We start from the raw sequence: 14,891 nt of genomic DNA, 5'->3' as shown, positions 1-14,891 counted from the left end.
GAAAGGAACCCCATGCCAGGAGTGCAGGATCGTGTCATCGTCGTCACCGGTGCCGGAGGCGGGCTCGGGCGAGAGTATGCGTTGACCCTTGCCAGGGAGGGCGCCAGCGTCGTCGTCAACGATCTCGGCGGTGCGCGTGACGGCACCGGCGCCGGCCACAACATGGCCGACGAGGTGGTCAAGGAGATCAAGGACGCAGGCGGGCGCGCCGTGGCGAACTACGACTCGGTGGCCGAACAAGAGGGCGCCGAGAACATCATCAAGACCGCGATCGACGAGTTCGGCAAGGTCGACGGTGTGGTGAGCAACGCGGGCATCCTGCGCGACGGCACGTTCCACAAGATGGAGTTCGCGAACTGGGACGCCGTGCTCAAGGTGCACCTCTACGGCGGCTACAACGTGATCCGCGCGGCCTGGCCGCACTTCCGCGAGAACAACTTTGGCCGGGTCGTCGTGGCCACCTCGACCAGCGGCCTCTTCGGCAACTTCGGTCAGGCCAACTACGGTGCCGCCAAACTCGGCCTCGTCGGGCTGATCAACACGCTGGCCCAGGAGGGCGCGAAGTACAACATCAAGACGAACGCCGTGGCGCCCATCGCGGCCACCCGGATGACGCAGGACATCCTGCCGCCGGAGGTCTTCGAGAAGCTCACCCCCGAGTATGTCGCCCCGGTGGTCGCGTACCTGTGCACGGAGGAACTGCCCGAGACCGCATCGGTGTTCATCGTCGGCGGCGGCAAAGTGCAACGGACAGCGCTGTTCCAGAACGAGGGCGTGACGTTCACCGAGGTGCCCTCGATCGAAGACGTGGCCGGTAAGTGGAGCGAGATCACCGATCTGTCGGCGGCGCAGCGCGCCACGTTCTCGCTCGGCTGAAAGTGAAGGCGCTTGTCGCGCAGGAGCTTTCCGGTCCATCGGGGTTGGCCTACGTAGACGTAGACGAGGTTGTCGCCAGTGAGGAGGTCGTGGTCGTCGACGTCGGTGCTGCCGGTGTGAGCTTCCCCGACCTGCTGCTTCTGCGCGGCGAGTACCAGCTGCGGCTGGAGCCCCCGTTCATCCCCGGCATGGAGGCGGCGGGGGTCGTCGTCTCCGCGCCGTACGAGTCGGAGTTCAAGCCCGGCCAGCGGGTGACCGCGCTGACGATGTTGGGCGCCTGGGCGGAACGCGTCGCCGTGCCGCCTGCCAACTTGCGGCCGACACCCGACGACCTCGATGACGCCGAAGCCGTTGCCCTCCTGGGCAATTACCAGACGATGTACTTCGCGCTCGCCAAACGCGGAGCCCTGCGGGCCGGCGAAACGGTGTTGGTCCTCGGATCGGCCGGTGGTGTGGGCACGGCGGCCATCCAGGTGGCGAAGGCGCTGGGCGCCAAGGTGATTGCGATGGTGCACCGGCCGCATGGCACCGATTTCGTGAAGTCACTGGGCGCCGACGTGGTGCTGCCGCTCACCGATGGGTGGTTGCAGACGGTCAAGGACCACACCGACGGCCGCGGTGTCGACCTGGTGGTCGATCCGGTCGGCGGTGAGGTGTTCGACGACGCGATTCGCGCACTGGCCACCGAGGGCAGGCTCCTGGTGCTCGGATTCGCCTCGGGCGGTGGGATTCCCGCCGTCAAGGTGAACCGGCTGCTGCTGCGCAACGTCTCGGTCATCGGCGTGGGATACGGCGAGTACGTCAACCGCACCCCGGGCGCGCAGTCGCTCTTCGAGTTCGGGGTGGCCGAGCTGGTCCGGGCCGGTCTGCGACCTCCGCCGCCGGTGCGGTACCCGTTGGCCAACGGTGCAGCGGCGCTGCAGAGTCTGGCCGACGGCGGTGTGCTGGGCAAGGTCGTGCTGGAACCGTGACCCCGCCGAAAGCGCTGGCGTTCGACACCTTCGGCACGGTCGTCGACTGGCGTTCGAGCATCATCGCCGAACTGGAGAAATTCGGCGAAAGCCATGGTGTGCAGGCAGATTGGGCCATACTTGCCGACAGCTGGCGCAAGGGGTATCTGCCCGCGATGGATCGGGTCCGCCGCGGCGAGCTGCCGTGGACCAAGATCGACGTCCTGCATCGGATGATCCTCGACGAGCTGCTGAACGACGCGGGCGTCACTTCGGTCAGCGATGCGGACGTCGACCATCTCAACCGGGCCTGGCACCGGCTGAACCCGTGGCCGGACAGCGTCGCGGGCCTCACGCGACTGAAGGAACGGTTTCTCATCACGACGCTGTCGAACGGCAATATGTCGTTGCTGACCAACATGGCCAAGCGCGCGGGGCTGCCGTGGGACTGCGTGATCTCCGCCGAGTTGTTCCATCACTACAAACCTGATCCCGAGGCATACCTCGGTTGCGCCGGGCTCCTCGACGTTGCTCCCGGTGAGCTGATGCTGGTCGCCGCGCATCCGGGCGACCTGCGGGCCGCTCGCGATGCGGGGCTCATGACCGCCTATGTGACCCGTCCGCTCGAATACGGTCCCAACCAGCGACCGCACAAGGTCACCGAAGGCGAATTCGACTTCGCGGCAACGGATTTTCTGGACCTCGCCGACCAACTGGACGCGTGATCGGCGCGGCGTAGCGTGGAAGGGTGACCGAGCAATTGAACACCGAGATCCCGCAAGCACTCCGCAAGGCGTTGGACCTCTTGACGGATCCGCCGGCGAATCCCGACGTCAGCAAGGGCTATCTCGATCTGCTGACCGACGATCTCGCGACAGGCACACCAAAGAACACCGGCCTGATTCAAGCCGCGTGGGCGTCGGGGATCGGCTCGATGCTTTACGACAACGCGCAGGCGCTCGCCCGCAGGGTGGCCGGCGTGTGGCGGCTTCCGGTCGATTGGCTGAACATCCCATCCGATGGCGTGGCGCTGGACGTCGGCAGTGGTCCCGGCAATGTGACCGCGCAATTGGGGCAGGCGGCGGGTCCGGGCGGCCTCGCGCTTGGTCTGGACATCTCCGAGCCGATGCTGGCCAGGGCGGTCGAGGCCCAGGCGGGCCCGAACGTCGGCTTCATGCGCGCGGACGCGCAGCGGCTTCCCCTGCGCGACGAGACGGTCGATGCGACCACGTCGCTGGCCGTGCTGCAGCTGATACCCAACCCGGCACAGACGCTCGCCGAGATGGTCAGGGTGCTCAAGCCGGGCGGGCGAATGGCCATCATGGTGCCGACCGCCGGGAACCTTGGACCGCTGCTGCGCCTGCTGCCTGAGGGCCAGGCCAACTTCTTCGCCGAGGACGAGCTGGCCGACATCCTCGAGGGCCTCGGTATGGAAGGCGTACGGTCCAAGACGCTCGCAACGTTCCAGTGGGTGCGCGCCAGAAAGCCCTGACCCGTTAAGTTCGTGTCGTGGGTACCGTCGGCATCATCCTCGTAGCGCTCGCCATCGCCGTCGGCATCGTCGGCATCGTGGTGCCGCTTCTGCCCGGCACGCTGCTGGTGTTCGCCGCGATCGCGGTCTGGGCCGTCGTCGAGAACAACCTCACGGGCTGGGTGACGTTCGGGGTGGTCACCGCGCTGCTCGGCGCGGCCACCCTGATCAAGTACACCTGGCCGGTGAAGCGGATGCGCGCCAACGACGTGCGCACGCTGAGCCTGGCGGCGGGTGCGGTGCTGGGCATCATCGGCTTCTTCGTGATCCCGGTGATCGGTCTGGTGATCGGCTTCGTGCTGGGCGTCTATCTCGCCGAGTTGTCCACGCGCGGCGACCAGCGATTGGCGTGGACGTCGACCAAGCACGCCGTGAAGGGTGTCGCGCTGTCGATGGGTGTCGAACTCGCCGGGGCCCTGTTCGCCACCGTCGCGTGGGTGTTCGGGGTTTATCTAACCCAGTAGCGAGCGTCGCAACAGATCCAGTTGTGCCCCCGTAATACCGAGAGCCTCAAGGTAATTGCCCAACGAGCCGTATTGGTCGTCGATGGCCTTCCTGGACGCGTCGAGGTACACCTCGCGCACGCCCAGCACCTCTTCGGTGAGCCGGGCCTCCGCGAACGTCACGATTTCGTCGGTGGTGTCCTCGGACCGATTGCGGATCGACTCGAGGATGCTCTCCCGAAGCCGGTGCACCGCGGCATTACTGCGCAGGAAGTCCGCCATGATCGCGTCGCGGTCGACGCCGACGGCCTCGAGCACCGTCGCGACGGTGAAACCGGTGCGGTCCTTACCCGCGAAGCAGTGCGTGATGACCGGTCGTTCCTCGGTCAGCATCGAAATGACCTGCCGCACAGCCAGTTGTGCGCCGGCCAGGGTCGGGAAACGCTCGTATTCCTCGGTCATGAACCGGCCCGCGGCGACTGCGACGTCTTCGTCGTCGGGTTTTTCCGTCATCATCCGCTCGAAGCTCTGCTCGTGCGGCGCCTCGGCACCCGGTTTTGACAGTTCGTGGAACGGCAGCCGGTGAATCACGACGCCGCCGGGCACCCGGCCCTGTCCGCGACGTTCGACCTCACGGTCGGAGCGCAGGTCGGCGACGTCGGTGATGCCGAAACGGAGCAGCGACTCCTGACCCGAATCGTCGAGCCCGCTCAACTCGCTGGACCGGAAGAACCGGCCGGGCCGAATGCCGGCCTCCTCGGCGATGTCACGGAAGTTCCACGCCCCTGACAGGGCATCAGGGTCGCTAGGGTTCGAGGTCACCGAGTAGGTCCAGCGGTCACCGCCGCAGCGAAAGCCGATTTCTCCCTACCGAGTTCGGCCCGCGCGATGCTCCGCATGTGGACCTCGTCGGGGCCGTCGAACAGGCGCATGGCCCGGTGCCAGCCGTAGAGCCGAGCCAGCACGGTGTCGTCGCTGACGCCCGCCGCGCCGTGCACCTGGATTGCGCGGTCGATGACGTTGCACGCCATCTGCGGGGCCACCGCCTTGATCATCGCGACCTCGTTGCGCGCTTCCTTGTTGCCCTTTTGGTCGATCACCCACGCCGCCTTGTGACACAGCAGGCGCGCCTGGTCGATTTCGTTGCGCGACAACGCCACCTGCTGCTGGACCACGCCCTGCTCGGCCAGCGGCTTACCGAAGGCGATGCGATTGTTCACCCGGTCGACCATCAGTGCCAGTGCGCGCTCGGCCACCCCGATGGCGCGCATGCAGTGATGGATGCGGCCGGGCCCCAGGCGGGCCTGCGCAATCGCGAAACCGCTGCCCTCCTCGTGGAGCAGATTCGTCACCGGCACCCGTACGCTGTCGAAGCTGACCTCGCAGTGGCCGTGCTGGTCCTGCCATCCGAAAACCGGCAGCGACCGCTCGATCGACACACCGGGTGTATCGACGGGAACAAGAATCATCGACTGCTGCTGATGGCTGGCGGCATCCGGGTTGGTGCGGCCCATCACGATGAGGAGCTTGCAGCGGGGATCGGCTGCCCCCGATATCCACCATTTGCGGCCGTTGATCACGTAGTCGCCGCCGTCGCGCAGCATCGTGGTCTGGATGTTGCGGGCGTCGCTGGAGGCCACCGCGGGCTCCGTCATCGCGAAGGCGCTGCGGATCTCTCCGTTCAGCAGTGGTTCAAGCCACTGCTTGCTCTGCTGCTCGTTCGCGAAGAGGTGCAGGGTTTCCATGTTGCCGGTGTCGGGTGCCGCGCAGTTGGTCACCTCGGGCGCGATCTCCATGCTCCAACCGGTGAGCTCGGCCAGCGGCGCGTATTCGAGGTTCGTCAGCCCCGACTCGGCGGGCAGGAACAGGTTCCACAGACCGCGTTCCTTGGCCAGTTTCTTGAGGTCCTCGATGACGGGTGGGACGGTGTGGTCGTCCGGGCCCTTCTCGTGCCGGTAGGCCTCGTAGTCCTTCTCCGCCGGGAACACGAACTCGGTCATGAAGTCAGAGAGCCGCTTGTGGTAGTCCTGCCCCTTGGCCGACATCGCGAAGTCCATGACAGTCACGATATGACACCCGGGAAATACGGAAATCGCGGCAGTGTATGACACGTATAACAGGACATGACCGAAAGCCGTCCGCCGTTTCCGCCGTTCACTCTCGAGACCGCCGTCCAGAAGGTGCACGCCGCTGAGGACGCCTGGAACAGGCGCGATCCCGAGCGCGTCAGCCTGGCCTATACGCCCGATTCAGAGTGGCGCAACCGTGACGTGCACGTCGTCGGCCGCGCCGAGATCGTCGCGTTCCTGACACAGAAGTGGCAGCGCGAGCTCGACTACGTCCTGCGCAGAAGCCTGTGGGATTTCCACGACAACCGCATCGCCGTACGGTTTCAGTACGAATGCCGCGACATCGGCGGCCAGTGGTACCGGGCAATGGCGTTACACGCGCCGAGAATCGCACGCCGCCGAGTGAACGCGTGTCGTTCATTCGGATGAACAACGCAGGTGGCTGTGCGAAGCTGGCAGCTGTGTCGACAGGCCTGACCAGCGAAAAAGTGCGAGTCGTGGTGGGTGACGACCATCCGATGTTTCGCGACGGAGTCGTCCGTGCGCTGATATCCAGCGGGTCGATCGAGGTGGTCGCCGAGGCCGACGACGGCGTTTCGGCACTCGAGGCGATCCGTAGGCATCAGCCCCAGGTCGCGCTGCTGGACTACCGCATGCCGGGGATGGACGGCGCCGAAGTCGCCGCCGCGGTGGTGCGCGACGACCTGCCGACCCGCGTCCTGCTGATCTCGGCGCACGACGAGTCGGCGATCGTCTTCCGTGCGCTACAGGAGGGTGCGGCCGGATTCCTGCCCAAGGAGTCGAGCCGCTCCGAACTCGTGAACGCGGTGCTGGACTGCGCGAAGGGCCGTGACGTCGTGGCACCCAGCCTCGCCGCCGGCCTGGCCGGTGAGATACGTAAGCGCGCCGAGCCCGAAGGACCGGTGCTCAGTCCGCGTGAACGCGAAGTGCTCAAGCTGATCGCCGCGGGCGGCAGCATCCCCGCGATGGCCAAGGAATTGTTCCTCGCGCCGTCGACCGTGAAGACCCACGTGCAGCGCCTCTACGAGAAACTCGGCGTCAACGACCGCGCCGCGGCCGTGGCCGAGGCGATGCGCCGCAAACTGCTGGACTAGCTTTGCTCGACCGCATCGCCCGATACCTCACGGCAGAACCCGTGCGCGTCAGCGCGCTCCTCCGGCTGCCGTTGATCGCGCTGATCGCGCTGTTGGTGTGGACGTGGGACGTCGACCACTGGCTGCCCGGCGTGTACGAGGTGGTGCTGGGGATCTACGCGGCTGCCGCCGTGGTGTGGCTCGTCGTGGTGCTGCGCGGTCCGGTGCCGCGCTGGGCGGACTGGACCTCGACCACCTTCGATGTTCTCGTCGTCGTGCTGCTGTGCCTGGTGTCCGGGGGAGCGACGGCGGCCCTGCTGCCGGTCTTCTTCCTGCTGCCGGTCGCGATCGCCTTTCAGGACCGGCCGTGGCGCACCGCGATCCTCGGCACCGGCACCGCACTGTGCTATCTCGGGGTGTGGATCGTGTATTCCAAGCGCGACGACACCGTCGGCATGCCGGACATCGTCTACTCGCACTTCGGGTTTCTACTCTGGGCAGCGGCGGCCACCACGGCGCTGTGTGTGGTGCTGGTGTCGCGCCGGGCGCGTGTCACGAGGCTGCAGGAGGTCCGTCGGCAGCTGGTGTCCGAGGCGATGCAGGCCGATGAGCGGCACAACCGGGAGGTCGCCGAGCATCTGCACGACGGCCCGCTGCAGACGTTGCTGGCGGCCCGCCTCGACCTCGACGAGGTCCGCGAGCGCACCGGCGATCCTGCGCTGGAGGCCGTGCACGCCGCCCTACAGCAGACGGCCGCCGCGCTGCGGTCGACAGTGACCGAGCTGCATCCCCAGGTGCTTGCTCAGCTCGGGCTGACGGAGGCCGTGCGAGAACTGCTGCGGCAGTTCCAGGCTCGCTCCGATGGCGCCGTGGAGGCCGACCTGGAGGACGTCGGAAAGCCCGAGTCGCAGCAGCTGCTGTACCGGGCGGCGCGAGAACTGCTGAACAACATCGGCAAGCATGCGCGCGCGAGCAACGTCAGGGTGAGCCTGTCGCGGCACCGGGACAGGGTGGTGTTGACCATTACCGACGACGGGACGGGCTTCGACCCTGCGAGCGTCGAAAGCTATGTCGCCGACGGACATATCGGCCTCGGGTCGCTGCTGGCGCGATTCGACGCGATGGGCGGTTCGATGGAGATCGACTCCGCGGCTGGTCACGGCACGCGGGTGACCGCGACATCGCCGCCGGAACCCATCAGCTGAAAAACCGTTGGCGCGCAATGCAGCCCCAGCGGTAGCGTCCGACGGATGAAGTGGCGAATCGGCGTGATCGCGATCGTCGTCGTGGTCGCCGCGCTGGTGGTGAACGCATTCCTGGTAGCCAGGGCGACACGTCAGGCTCAGGCGTTCGACGGCGGGCGGGTCATCGAACTCGAAGGCCCGGACCTCAACGTCAAGGAGTTCGGCCCGCCTGGTGATCGCGCAGTCGTTTTGTTGCACGGCTATTCGGCGTCGGTCCAGTGGTGGGATCGCGTCGCGGCGGCATTGCCCGCGCAACGCGTGATCGCCATCGATCTCGTCGGCCACGGTGGGTCAGAGGCACCCCGCAACGCCGAGAGTTACCGCGTCGAAAGCCAGGCCGACGCCGTGCGCAAGGCGCTCGATGCCCTCGAGGTGCGCCACGCCGTCCTGGTGGGACATTCGATGGGCGGGTTCGTGGCGCTGGCGCTCGCCGGGCACGATCCCGAACGTGTTGAGCGAGTGGTGATCTCCGATACCCCCGCCGAAATGAGCCTCGCGCAGATGCCCGCGCTGGCCGGATTGGCCTGCGCGCCGATCATCGGACAGGCCATCGACAGGCTGCGCCCCGTGGATGCGATCAGCGACAGCGCGTTGCAGACGGGCTTCGCCACCGATTTCGCGGTGCCGTCACTGGCTCACCGATCGCTGGAGCAGTTGACACACTCGGGGCTGTGTCATGCCCGCGGCCAGGGCGGCGCGCCCGCGGCGGTGGACCGCATCGCCCGCCTCGAGCAGCCGGTGCTGGTCGTCTGGGGTGAGCGCGACGTTTTGACGCCGACAGCGACCAACGTCGAGCGCTACCGCGAGGCGGGGCTGACGCCGGTCGTCATCCGAGGCTCGGGGCACAGCCCGATGGTCGAGGCGCCAGGCGAATTCGTGAACGCCATAACCGAATTCATCCAATAGGCTGGTCCCTCGCGAATTGTGCGCCACCATATAGCGATGGAGCCCACGCAATGGTCGCCGTACGGCCCGCCCGCCGGGCCGTCAGCGGTGTGGGCCGTGCTGCTCTGGTGCGTGGCCGGCGTCAGCCTGATCGGCTCGCTGATCTTCGGTGGTATCGCGTATGCGGGCTACTGGTCCAACAGCTATCTCGACTCCTATGGCGTGACGACCACGGCAACCGTCACCGACGTGGCGGCCTTCACCGACACCGTCACCGTCGAGTTCACGTCCGACGGTGGCACACCAGTCAGCGCCGAGATCGTCTGGTTCACGGGCAACAACCCCGATGTCGGTGACCAAGTCGAGATCACTTACGACCCGTCCGACCCGTCGTACGCCATTGAGGCGGGTAGTGATTCGGAGATCATCATGGCCCTCGTCTTCATCGTGGGCGCGTTCTTGGGACTGGTCGTCATGGTGGGTGCGGTCATCGGCGCGGTGATCGTTCACCGGAGAAGGGGTAAGGCCGCACGCCAGCGCACTGCGTGGTGAGGGGCTGGCCCTACGACTCAGGTCGTCAGGCCGCTAGCTATGACAAGGTCACGCAGCTGCGCAACGAGCAAGTAGCGGCCTCGCCGCGGCTAGGTCATCGGTTTCAACGATTTGCAGCGAAAGTTCGACTTGATTTCGATGGCGGGACCACCCCGTGTACGACTCAGGTCGTAAGGCCGCGAGCTATGACAAGGCGCTGAATCTGGTTGGTGCCTTCGAAGATCTGCATGATCTTGGCCTCTCGCATGTACCGCTCGACGCGATAGTCGCGCGTGTACCCGGCGCCGCCGAACACCTGCACGGCATCGGTGGTCACCTTCATCGCCGCGTCCGTGGCGACCAGCTTGGCCACACTGGCCTGCGCCGAGTACGGGAGGTTCAGATCGCGACGACGCGCGGCGTCGAGGTATGTCGCCCGTGCGCTGACCACCGCCGCGCTCATGTCCGCCAACAGAAATCCCAGCCCCTGATGATCGATGATCTTGCGGCCGAACGTTGTTCGCTCGTTCGCATAACGCACCGCTTCGTCCAGCGCCGCCTGCGCCAGCCCGGTGGCCACCGCGGCGATGCCCAGCCGGCCTGAGTCCAGCGCGCTGAACGCGATCTGCAGCCCCTGGCCATCCGCACCGATACGACGGTCCGCCCCGATGCGCGCGTTGTCGTAGAACGCAGAGGTGGTCGGGACGGCATGCAACCCCATCTTCTCCTCGGGCTTGCCGAAGCTGAGCCCGGGCAGATCGCCGGGTACCAGGAAACACGAAATGCCCCTTGACCCTTCGCCGGTCCGCGCGAACAACGTGTAGAAGTCGGCGACCCCGCCGTGGGTGATCCAGGATTTTGAACCGTTGAGCACGTAGCTGTCGTCATCGGATTTGGCGGCACACCGCAGCGCCGCAGCATCGGAGCCCGCCTGCGGCTCCGACAGGCTGTAGGCCCCGATCTGGCTGCCGGACAGCATGTCCGGAAGCCAGCGTTGCTTCTGTTCCTCGGTACCGAACATCAGCAGCGGATGCGACGACAGGCTGTGCACGCTGACCGCGACCGCGACGGCCGCCCACCGCGCTGCCAGTTCCTCGAGCACCTGCAGGTACACCTCGAACGGTTGCCCGCCGCCGCCCCACTGCTCGGGCTGCGGAAGGCTCAACAATCCCGCCGCGCCGAGGGCGGGGAACACCCCGTCGGGATAGGTCTCGTCCTTCTCATGGGTGTCCACCACCGGATCGAGAACCTTGTCGGCGATCTCGCGGGTGAGCGCGATCAGCTCGTTGGCTTCCTGGGTGGGCAACAACCGGTCTACGGGCATACGCGGACTCTAATCGGCACTGCCGGATCAGCCTGCGGGGCGCCAACGCCGGTACCTAGTGGCCGGCGGAAACCGATTCCGAGAGTGCAGCGTTGATGGCATCCACCCGGTCCTTGGCGTCGCCGAACAGCATCTGGGTGTTCTCTCGGAAGAACAGCGGGTTCTGCACGCCCGCGTAGCCCGATGCCATCGATCGTTTGAACACGATGACGTTGTTGGCGTTCCACACCGTCAGCACCGGCATACCGGCGATCGGGCTGCTCGGATCCTCGGAGGCCGCCGGGTTGACGGTGTCGTTGGCGCCGATGACCAGGACGACGTCGGTGTCACTGAAGTCGTCGTTGATCTCGTCCATCTCGAGCACGATGTCGTAGGGCACCTTGGCCTCGGCCAGCAGCACGTTCATGTGGCCGGGCAGGCGTCCCGCAACGGGGTGGATGCCGAACCGGACGTTGACGCCGCGGTCGCGCAGCTTCCGGGTCAGGTCCGCGACACCGTACTGGGCCTGCGCGACGGCCATGCCGTAGCCGGGCGTGATGATCACAGAACTCGCCGAGGCGAGGAGTTCGGCCGCGCTGTCGGCGTCGATCTCGCGGTGGGTGCCGTAATCCTTGTCATCCGCCGGGCCGGCTTCGATACCGAAGCCGCCTGCGATCACCGAGATGAACGACCGGTTCATGGCCTTGCACATGATGTAGGACAGGTAGGCGCCGGAGGAGCCGACCAGCGCGCCGGTGACGATGAGCAGGTCGTTGCCCAGCAGGAAGCCCGACGCTGCGGCGGCCCAGCCCGAATAGCTGTTGAGCATCGACACCACCACGGGCATGTCGCCGCCGCCGATCGACGCAACCAGATGCCAGCCCAGGAGCAGCGCCAGCACCGTGACCACGATGAGCAGCCACAGCTGCGGGTCGATCACGAACCACACGGTGAGCGCGGCGAACACCACCAGCGCGCCGACGTTGAGGACGTTCTTGCCGGGCAGCATCATCGGCGCGGACTTCATCCGGGCCGACAACTTCAGGTTGGCGACGACCGAACCGGTGAACGTCACCGCCCCGATGAAAACACCGATGACGACCTCGGCGGAGTGAATGCCCAGCATTCCCTCGGTGCCGAGCTGCACCGCCTCAGCGCCGGTGGCGTCACCCTCGACGTGTAGGTAGCCGTTCCAGCCGACCAGCACGGCGGCCAGGCCGACGAATGAGTGCAGCAGCGCGATCAACTCGGGCATGCCCGTCATCTCGACGATCTTCGCCCGCCACAGCCCGATCACCGCTCCGATGACCATGGCGACGACGAGCAGGCCCAGACCCAAGGGTTCGATGTGGCGGGCGAGCGCCAGCGCGATGGTCGCGAGTAGCGCGACGGCCATCCCGGCGATGCCGAAACTGTTTCCCGCCCTTGATGTCTCGTGCTTGGACAGGCCAGCAAGCGCCAGGATGAACAACAGCGCGGCGACGACGTAGGCCGCGGTGGCGGCAGTCTCAATGGTGAACATGACGATCTAGCTCCTCGAGAACATGGACAACATGCGACGCGTCACCGCGAAGCCACCGAAAACGTTGATGCTGGCGAGCAGGATGGCCACGAATGCGATCCCGGTGATGACGCCGTTGCCGTGGCCGATCTGCAGCAGCGCGCCGACGACGATGATCCCCGAGATCGCGTTGGTTACCGACATCAGCGGCGTGTGCAGCGCGTGGTGCACGTTGCCGATCACGTAGTAGCCGATGACGATCGCCAGCGCGAACACCGTCAGGTGTACCTGCAGCGCGGCGGGGGACAGCGCAATGAGGGCGAACAGCACCGCCGCGGCCGCGAAGGTGATGCCCAGCCGGCGTCGGGTCGTCATCGGCGTCTTGGCCGGCTTGTGCTCGACCGGTGCGGCGGCGGCAGCCGCGGGCGCCGCGGACACCTGTACCGGAGGAGGCGGCCATGTGGTCTCGCCGTCGCGCACCACGGTGACCGACCGCTGAACGACGTCGTCGAAGTCCAGGGTGAGCTGCCCGTCCTTCTCCGGGGTGAGCAGCTTGAGCAGGTTCACCAGGTTGGTGCCGTAGAGCTGTGACGCGGTGGCGGGCAGACGTCCCGCCAGATCGGTGTAGCCGATGATCGTCACGCCGTGGTCGGTGACGATCGCCTGATCCTTGACGGTGCCCTCGACGTTGCCACCGTTGGCGGCCGCCATGTCGACGAGCACGCTGCCCGGCTTCATCGACGCGACCATGTCAGCGGTGATGATGCGCGGCGCGGGCCTACCCGGGATCAGCGCGGTGGTGATGATGATGTCGACCTCTTTGGCCAACTCGGCGTACAGCGCGGCCTCGCGCGCCTTGTAGTCGTCGCCCATCTCCTTGGCGTAGCCGGTCGCCGAGACCTCGGCCGCCTCCGGATCGACTGGCATGTACTCCCCGCCGAGGGAGCGCACCTGATCGGCGACCTCGGGCCGCGGGTCGGTGGCCTTGACGACCGCACCGAGGCTGCCGGCCGCGCCGATGGCGGCCAGGCCGGCCACCCCTGCGCCGACCACGAGCACCTTGGCCGGCGGCACCTTGCCCGCGGCGGTCACCTGCCCGGTGAAGAACCGGCCGAAGCTATGCGCGGCTTCGACCACCGCGCGGTATCCGGCGATGTTCGCCATGGACGACAGCACGTCCAGCGACTGCGCCCGCGAGATGCGCGGCACGGCGTCCATCGCCAGCACCGTGATGGGGCGGGCGGACAGTTTCTCGACCAGTTCCGGGTTCAGCGCCGGGGAGATCAGGCTCACGAGTGTCGCGCCGTCGCGCAACTTGGCGATCTCGTCGACCTCATCGTCCCGGGGAGCGTTGACCTTGAGGACGACGTCGGCCGCCCAGGGGTCGCCGACACTGGCGCCGGCCTCCACGTAGGCCGCATCGGCAAAGCTGGACGCAGCGCCTGCGCCCGACTCGACGACGACCGTGTAGCCCAGTTTGAGCAGTTGTCCGACGGTCTGCGGCGTAGCGGCAACCCGCGTCTCACCCGCCAGGGATTCGCGCGGTATCCCGATAATCATCCGAAAAGTCTCCCATCCGCGTCTTGGCGACCGTGTGCCCCTCCGGCGGTAAGCGGCTTACCCCAAACTTGCAGCCGAGGCGAGCGCCGAGGCCCACGTAAAGTTCGAGGTGATGACCGAGTCCCGACCGCCCGCAGCTGCGCTGCTGATTCGCGCCGGCGGAGTGCGCGGGTTGGTGTACACGGCGCTTCCGGTCACCACGTTCGCGGTGACGAACTCGTTGACCGGTTTGCGTCCGGCGCTCATCGCCGCGATCACGGTCGCGTCGCTCATCCTCGCGTGGCAGCTGTTCCGCAGGGAGTCCACCCGGCCTGCGATATTGGGATTCGCCGGTATCGCGGTGTGCGCGGCGTTCGCCTTGATCACCGGCAGGGCCAAGGACTTCTATCTGCCCGGCATCTGGATGTATCTCGGATTGGCGCTCGCCTTCACCGTTTCGATCGTGATCCGCCGACCACTCGTCGGCGTCGGGTGGGCATGGATGACGGGTCGCGACGACACGTGGCGTCGCGTTCCGAGAGTTCGATTGGCGTTCGACATCGCGACCGCCGTGATGGCGACGGCATCGTGGTCACGATTCCTGGTACAGAACTACCTGTATGACACGGATCAGGAGGGGCTACTTGCGGCGGCGCGTATCGCGATGGGCTGGCCGATATTCGTGGTCACCTCGTCGGTGATCTATCTCGCCGTCCGGGTGAGCATCCGGGCTCTCCCGCGCGCACGCGAGGCGTGACGCGGGTTAGACGGGGGGATAGGCCGGCGGCGGATAAACGCCACGCAGAATCCAGGCGAACCAGTTCGCGCCGTATTCGAGCTCGTCGCTCGCGTCATAATCGGGGTTGGGATCCACGTCATCACCTCTCGTGTCGCGGCTGGTTCTGGCCCGAGTCTAGACCTGCCG

15 protein-coding genes and 2 pseudogenes are annotated in these 14,891 nt (G+C 66.7%); 11 read left to right on the top strand and 6 right to left on the bottom strand.

Going from position 1 to position 14,891, the window contains the following annotated elements:
- Positions 1 to 12 precede the first annotated feature (12 nt).
- Genes BST47_RS24520 through BST47_RS24500 form a run of 5 tightly spaced genes read left to right on the top strand, consistent with a single transcriptional unit; the run spans position 13 to position 3,821 of the window.
- The gene (locus BST47_RS24520) at positions 13 to 876 is read left to right on the top strand and encodes an SDR family oxidoreductase (RefSeq protein ID WP_083128285.1); all 864 of its coding nucleotides are present in this window, start codon (positions 13 to 15) and stop codon (positions 874 to 876) included.
- Between the two features lie 2 nt (positions 877 to 878).
- Positions 879 to 1,847 (top strand): NADPH:quinone oxidoreductase family protein, encoded by a 969-nt coding sequence (locus tag BST47_RS24515; RefSeq protein ID WP_083128284.1) that lies wholly within the window; start codon positions 879 to 881, stop codon positions 1,845 to 1,847.
- Positions 1,844 to 2,551, top strand: coding sequence for a haloacid dehalogenase type II (locus BST47_RS24510; protein ID WP_083128283.1), 708 nt, complete (start codon positions 1,844 to 1,846; stop codon positions 2,549 to 2,551). The genes BST47_RS24515 and BST47_RS24510 overlap by 4 nt, the downstream gene beginning before the upstream one ends.
- A 23-nt stretch (positions 2,552 to 2,574) precedes the next feature.
- The gene (locus BST47_RS24505) at positions 2,575 to 3,318 is read left to right on the top strand and encodes a methyltransferase domain-containing protein (protein WP_083128282.1); all 744 of its coding nucleotides are present in this window, start codon (positions 2,575 to 2,577) and stop codon (positions 3,316 to 3,318) included.
- Positions 3,319 to 3,335: 17 nt separating this feature from the next.
- Positions 3,336 to 3,821: a DUF456 domain-containing protein gene (locus BST47_RS24500; protein ID WP_083128281.1), complete on the top strand. Its 486-nt coding sequence runs from the start codon at positions 3,336 to 3,338 to the stop codon at positions 3,819 to 3,821.
- Here the strand turns inward: BST47_RS24500 and BST47_RS24495 are convergent.
- Complete coding sequence (locus BST47_RS24495; RefSeq protein WP_083128280.1) at positions 3,810 to 4,622, bottom strand: tyrosine-protein phosphatase; 813 nt, start codon at positions 4,620 to 4,622, stop codon at positions 3,810 to 3,812. The genes BST47_RS24500 and BST47_RS24495 overlap by 12 nt on opposite strands.
- A complete protein-coding gene (locus BST47_RS24490) occupies positions 4,619 to 5,857 on the bottom strand; it encodes an acyl-CoA dehydrogenase family protein (protein ID WP_107529076.1) in 1,239 nt (412 codons plus the stop codon). The genes BST47_RS24495 and BST47_RS24490 overlap by 4 nt, the downstream gene beginning before the upstream one ends.
- A 66-nt stretch (positions 5,858 to 5,923) precedes the next feature.
- Here BST47_RS24490 and BST47_RS24485 point away from each other — a divergent pair.
- From BST47_RS24485 to BST47_RS24465, 5 genes and pseudogenes are all read left to right on the top strand, one after another.
- A pseudogene (locus tag BST47_RS24485) lies at positions 5,924 to 6,235 on the top strand (DUF1348 family protein); the annotation flags it as partial.
- 95 nt (positions 6,236 to 6,330) lie between these two features.
- Positions 6,331 to 6,984, top strand: coding sequence for a response regulator transcription factor (locus tag BST47_RS24480; RefSeq protein WP_272937647.1), 654 nt, complete (start codon positions 6,331 to 6,333; stop codon positions 6,982 to 6,984).
- Positions 6,985 to 6,986: 2 nt separating this feature from the next.
- Complete coding sequence (locus BST47_RS24475; protein WP_083128277.1) at positions 6,987 to 8,168, top strand: sensor histidine kinase; 1,182 nt, start codon at positions 6,987 to 6,989, stop codon at positions 8,166 to 8,168.
- 45 nt (positions 8,169 to 8,213) lie between these two features.
- Entirely contained in the window at positions 8,214 to 9,113 is a 900-nt protein-coding gene (locus BST47_RS24470) for an alpha/beta fold hydrolase (protein WP_083128276.1), read from the top strand.
- A 36-nt stretch (positions 9,114 to 9,149) separates the two neighbouring features.
- Positions 9,150 to 9,644 (top strand): DUF3592 domain-containing protein, encoded by a 495-nt coding sequence (locus BST47_RS24465; RefSeq protein ID WP_133056242.1) that lies wholly within the window; start codon positions 9,150 to 9,152, stop codon positions 9,642 to 9,644.
- Positions 9,645 to 9,807: 163 nt separating this feature from the next.
- On the opposite strand, the gene BST47_RS24460 is transcribed toward BST47_RS24465, so the two are convergent.
- The 3 genes from BST47_RS24460 to BST47_RS24450 are packed head-to-tail and all read right to left on the bottom strand — an operon-like array spanning position 9,808 to position 13,987.
- Positions 9,808 to 10,947: an acyl-CoA dehydrogenase family protein gene (locus tag BST47_RS24460; RefSeq protein WP_083128274.1), complete on the bottom strand. Its 1,140-nt coding sequence runs from the start codon at positions 10,945 to 10,947 to the stop codon at positions 9,808 to 9,810.
- 55 nt (positions 10,948 to 11,002) lie between these two features.
- A complete protein-coding gene (pntB, locus tag BST47_RS24455; protein WP_083128273.1) occupies positions 11,003 to 12,448 on the bottom strand; it encodes a Re/Si-specific NAD(P)(+) transhydrogenase subunit beta in 1,446 nt (481 codons plus the stop codon).
- Between the two features lie 6 nt (positions 12,449 to 12,454).
- The gene (locus BST47_RS24450) at positions 12,455 to 13,987 is read right to left on the bottom strand and encodes a Re/Si-specific NAD(P)(+) transhydrogenase subunit alpha (protein ID WP_083128272.1); all 1,533 of its coding nucleotides are present in this window, start codon (positions 13,985 to 13,987) and stop codon (positions 12,455 to 12,457) included.
- A 112-nt stretch (positions 13,988 to 14,099) separates the two neighbouring features.
- On the opposite strand from BST47_RS24450, the gene BST47_RS24445 reads away from it, so the two are divergent.
- The gene (locus BST47_RS24445) at positions 14,100 to 14,723 is read left to right on the top strand and encodes a DUF3159 domain-containing protein (RefSeq protein WP_083128271.1); all 624 of its coding nucleotides are present in this window, start codon (positions 14,100 to 14,102) and stop codon (positions 14,721 to 14,723) included.
- 6 nt (positions 14,724 to 14,729) lie between these two features.
- Here BST47_RS24445 and BST47_RS30930 read toward each other — a convergent pair.
- Positions 14,730 to 14,840, bottom strand: a pseudogene (locus BST47_RS30930) (CAP domain-containing protein); the annotation flags it as partial.
- Positions 14,841 to 14,891 lie beyond the last annotated feature (51 nt).

Origin of the sequence: Mycolicibacterium tusciae (assembly GCF_002086795.1) — a bacterium.
GTDB classification, from domain to species: domain Bacteria; phylum Actinomycetota; class Actinomycetes; order Mycobacteriales; family Mycobacteriaceae; genus Mycobacterium; species Mycobacterium tusciae.
Note: the sequence above shows the minus strand (reverse complement) of the source record. Positions and strands in the feature narration are given on the sequence as shown.

Bases quoted from the DNA above. Each gene is read 5' to 3' on its own strand.
- BST47_RS24520 (WP_083128285.1), top strand. From the start codon at position 13: ATGCCAGGAGTGCAGGATCGTGTCATCGTCGTCACCGGTGCCGGAGGC.
- BST47_RS24490 (WP_107529076.1), bottom strand. From the start codon at position 5,857: ATGGACTTCGCGATGTCGGCCAAGGGGCAGGACTACCACAAGCGGCTC.
- BST47_RS24470 (WP_083128276.1), top strand. From the start codon at position 8,214: ATGAAGTGGCGAATCGGCGTGATCGCGATCGTCGTCGTGGTCGCCGCG.
- BST47_RS24465 (WP_133056242.1), top strand. From the start codon at position 9,150: ATGGAGCCCACGCAATGGTCGCCGTACGGCCCGCCCGCCGGGCCGTCA.
- BST47_RS24460 (WP_083128274.1), bottom strand. From the start codon at position 10,947: ATGCCCGTAGACCGGTTGTTGCCCACCCAGGAAGCCAACGAGCTGATC.
- pntB (WP_083128273.1), bottom strand. From the start codon at position 12,448: ATGTTCACCATTGAGACTGCCGCCACCGCGGCCTACGTCGTCGCCGCG.
- BST47_RS24450 (WP_083128272.1), bottom strand. From the start codon at position 13,987: ATGATTATCGGGATACCGCGCGAATCCCTGGCGGGTGAGACGCGGGTT.
- BST47_RS24445 (WP_083128271.1), top strand. From the start codon at position 14,100: ATGACCGAGTCCCGACCGCCCGCAGCTGCGCTGCTGATTCGCGCCGGC.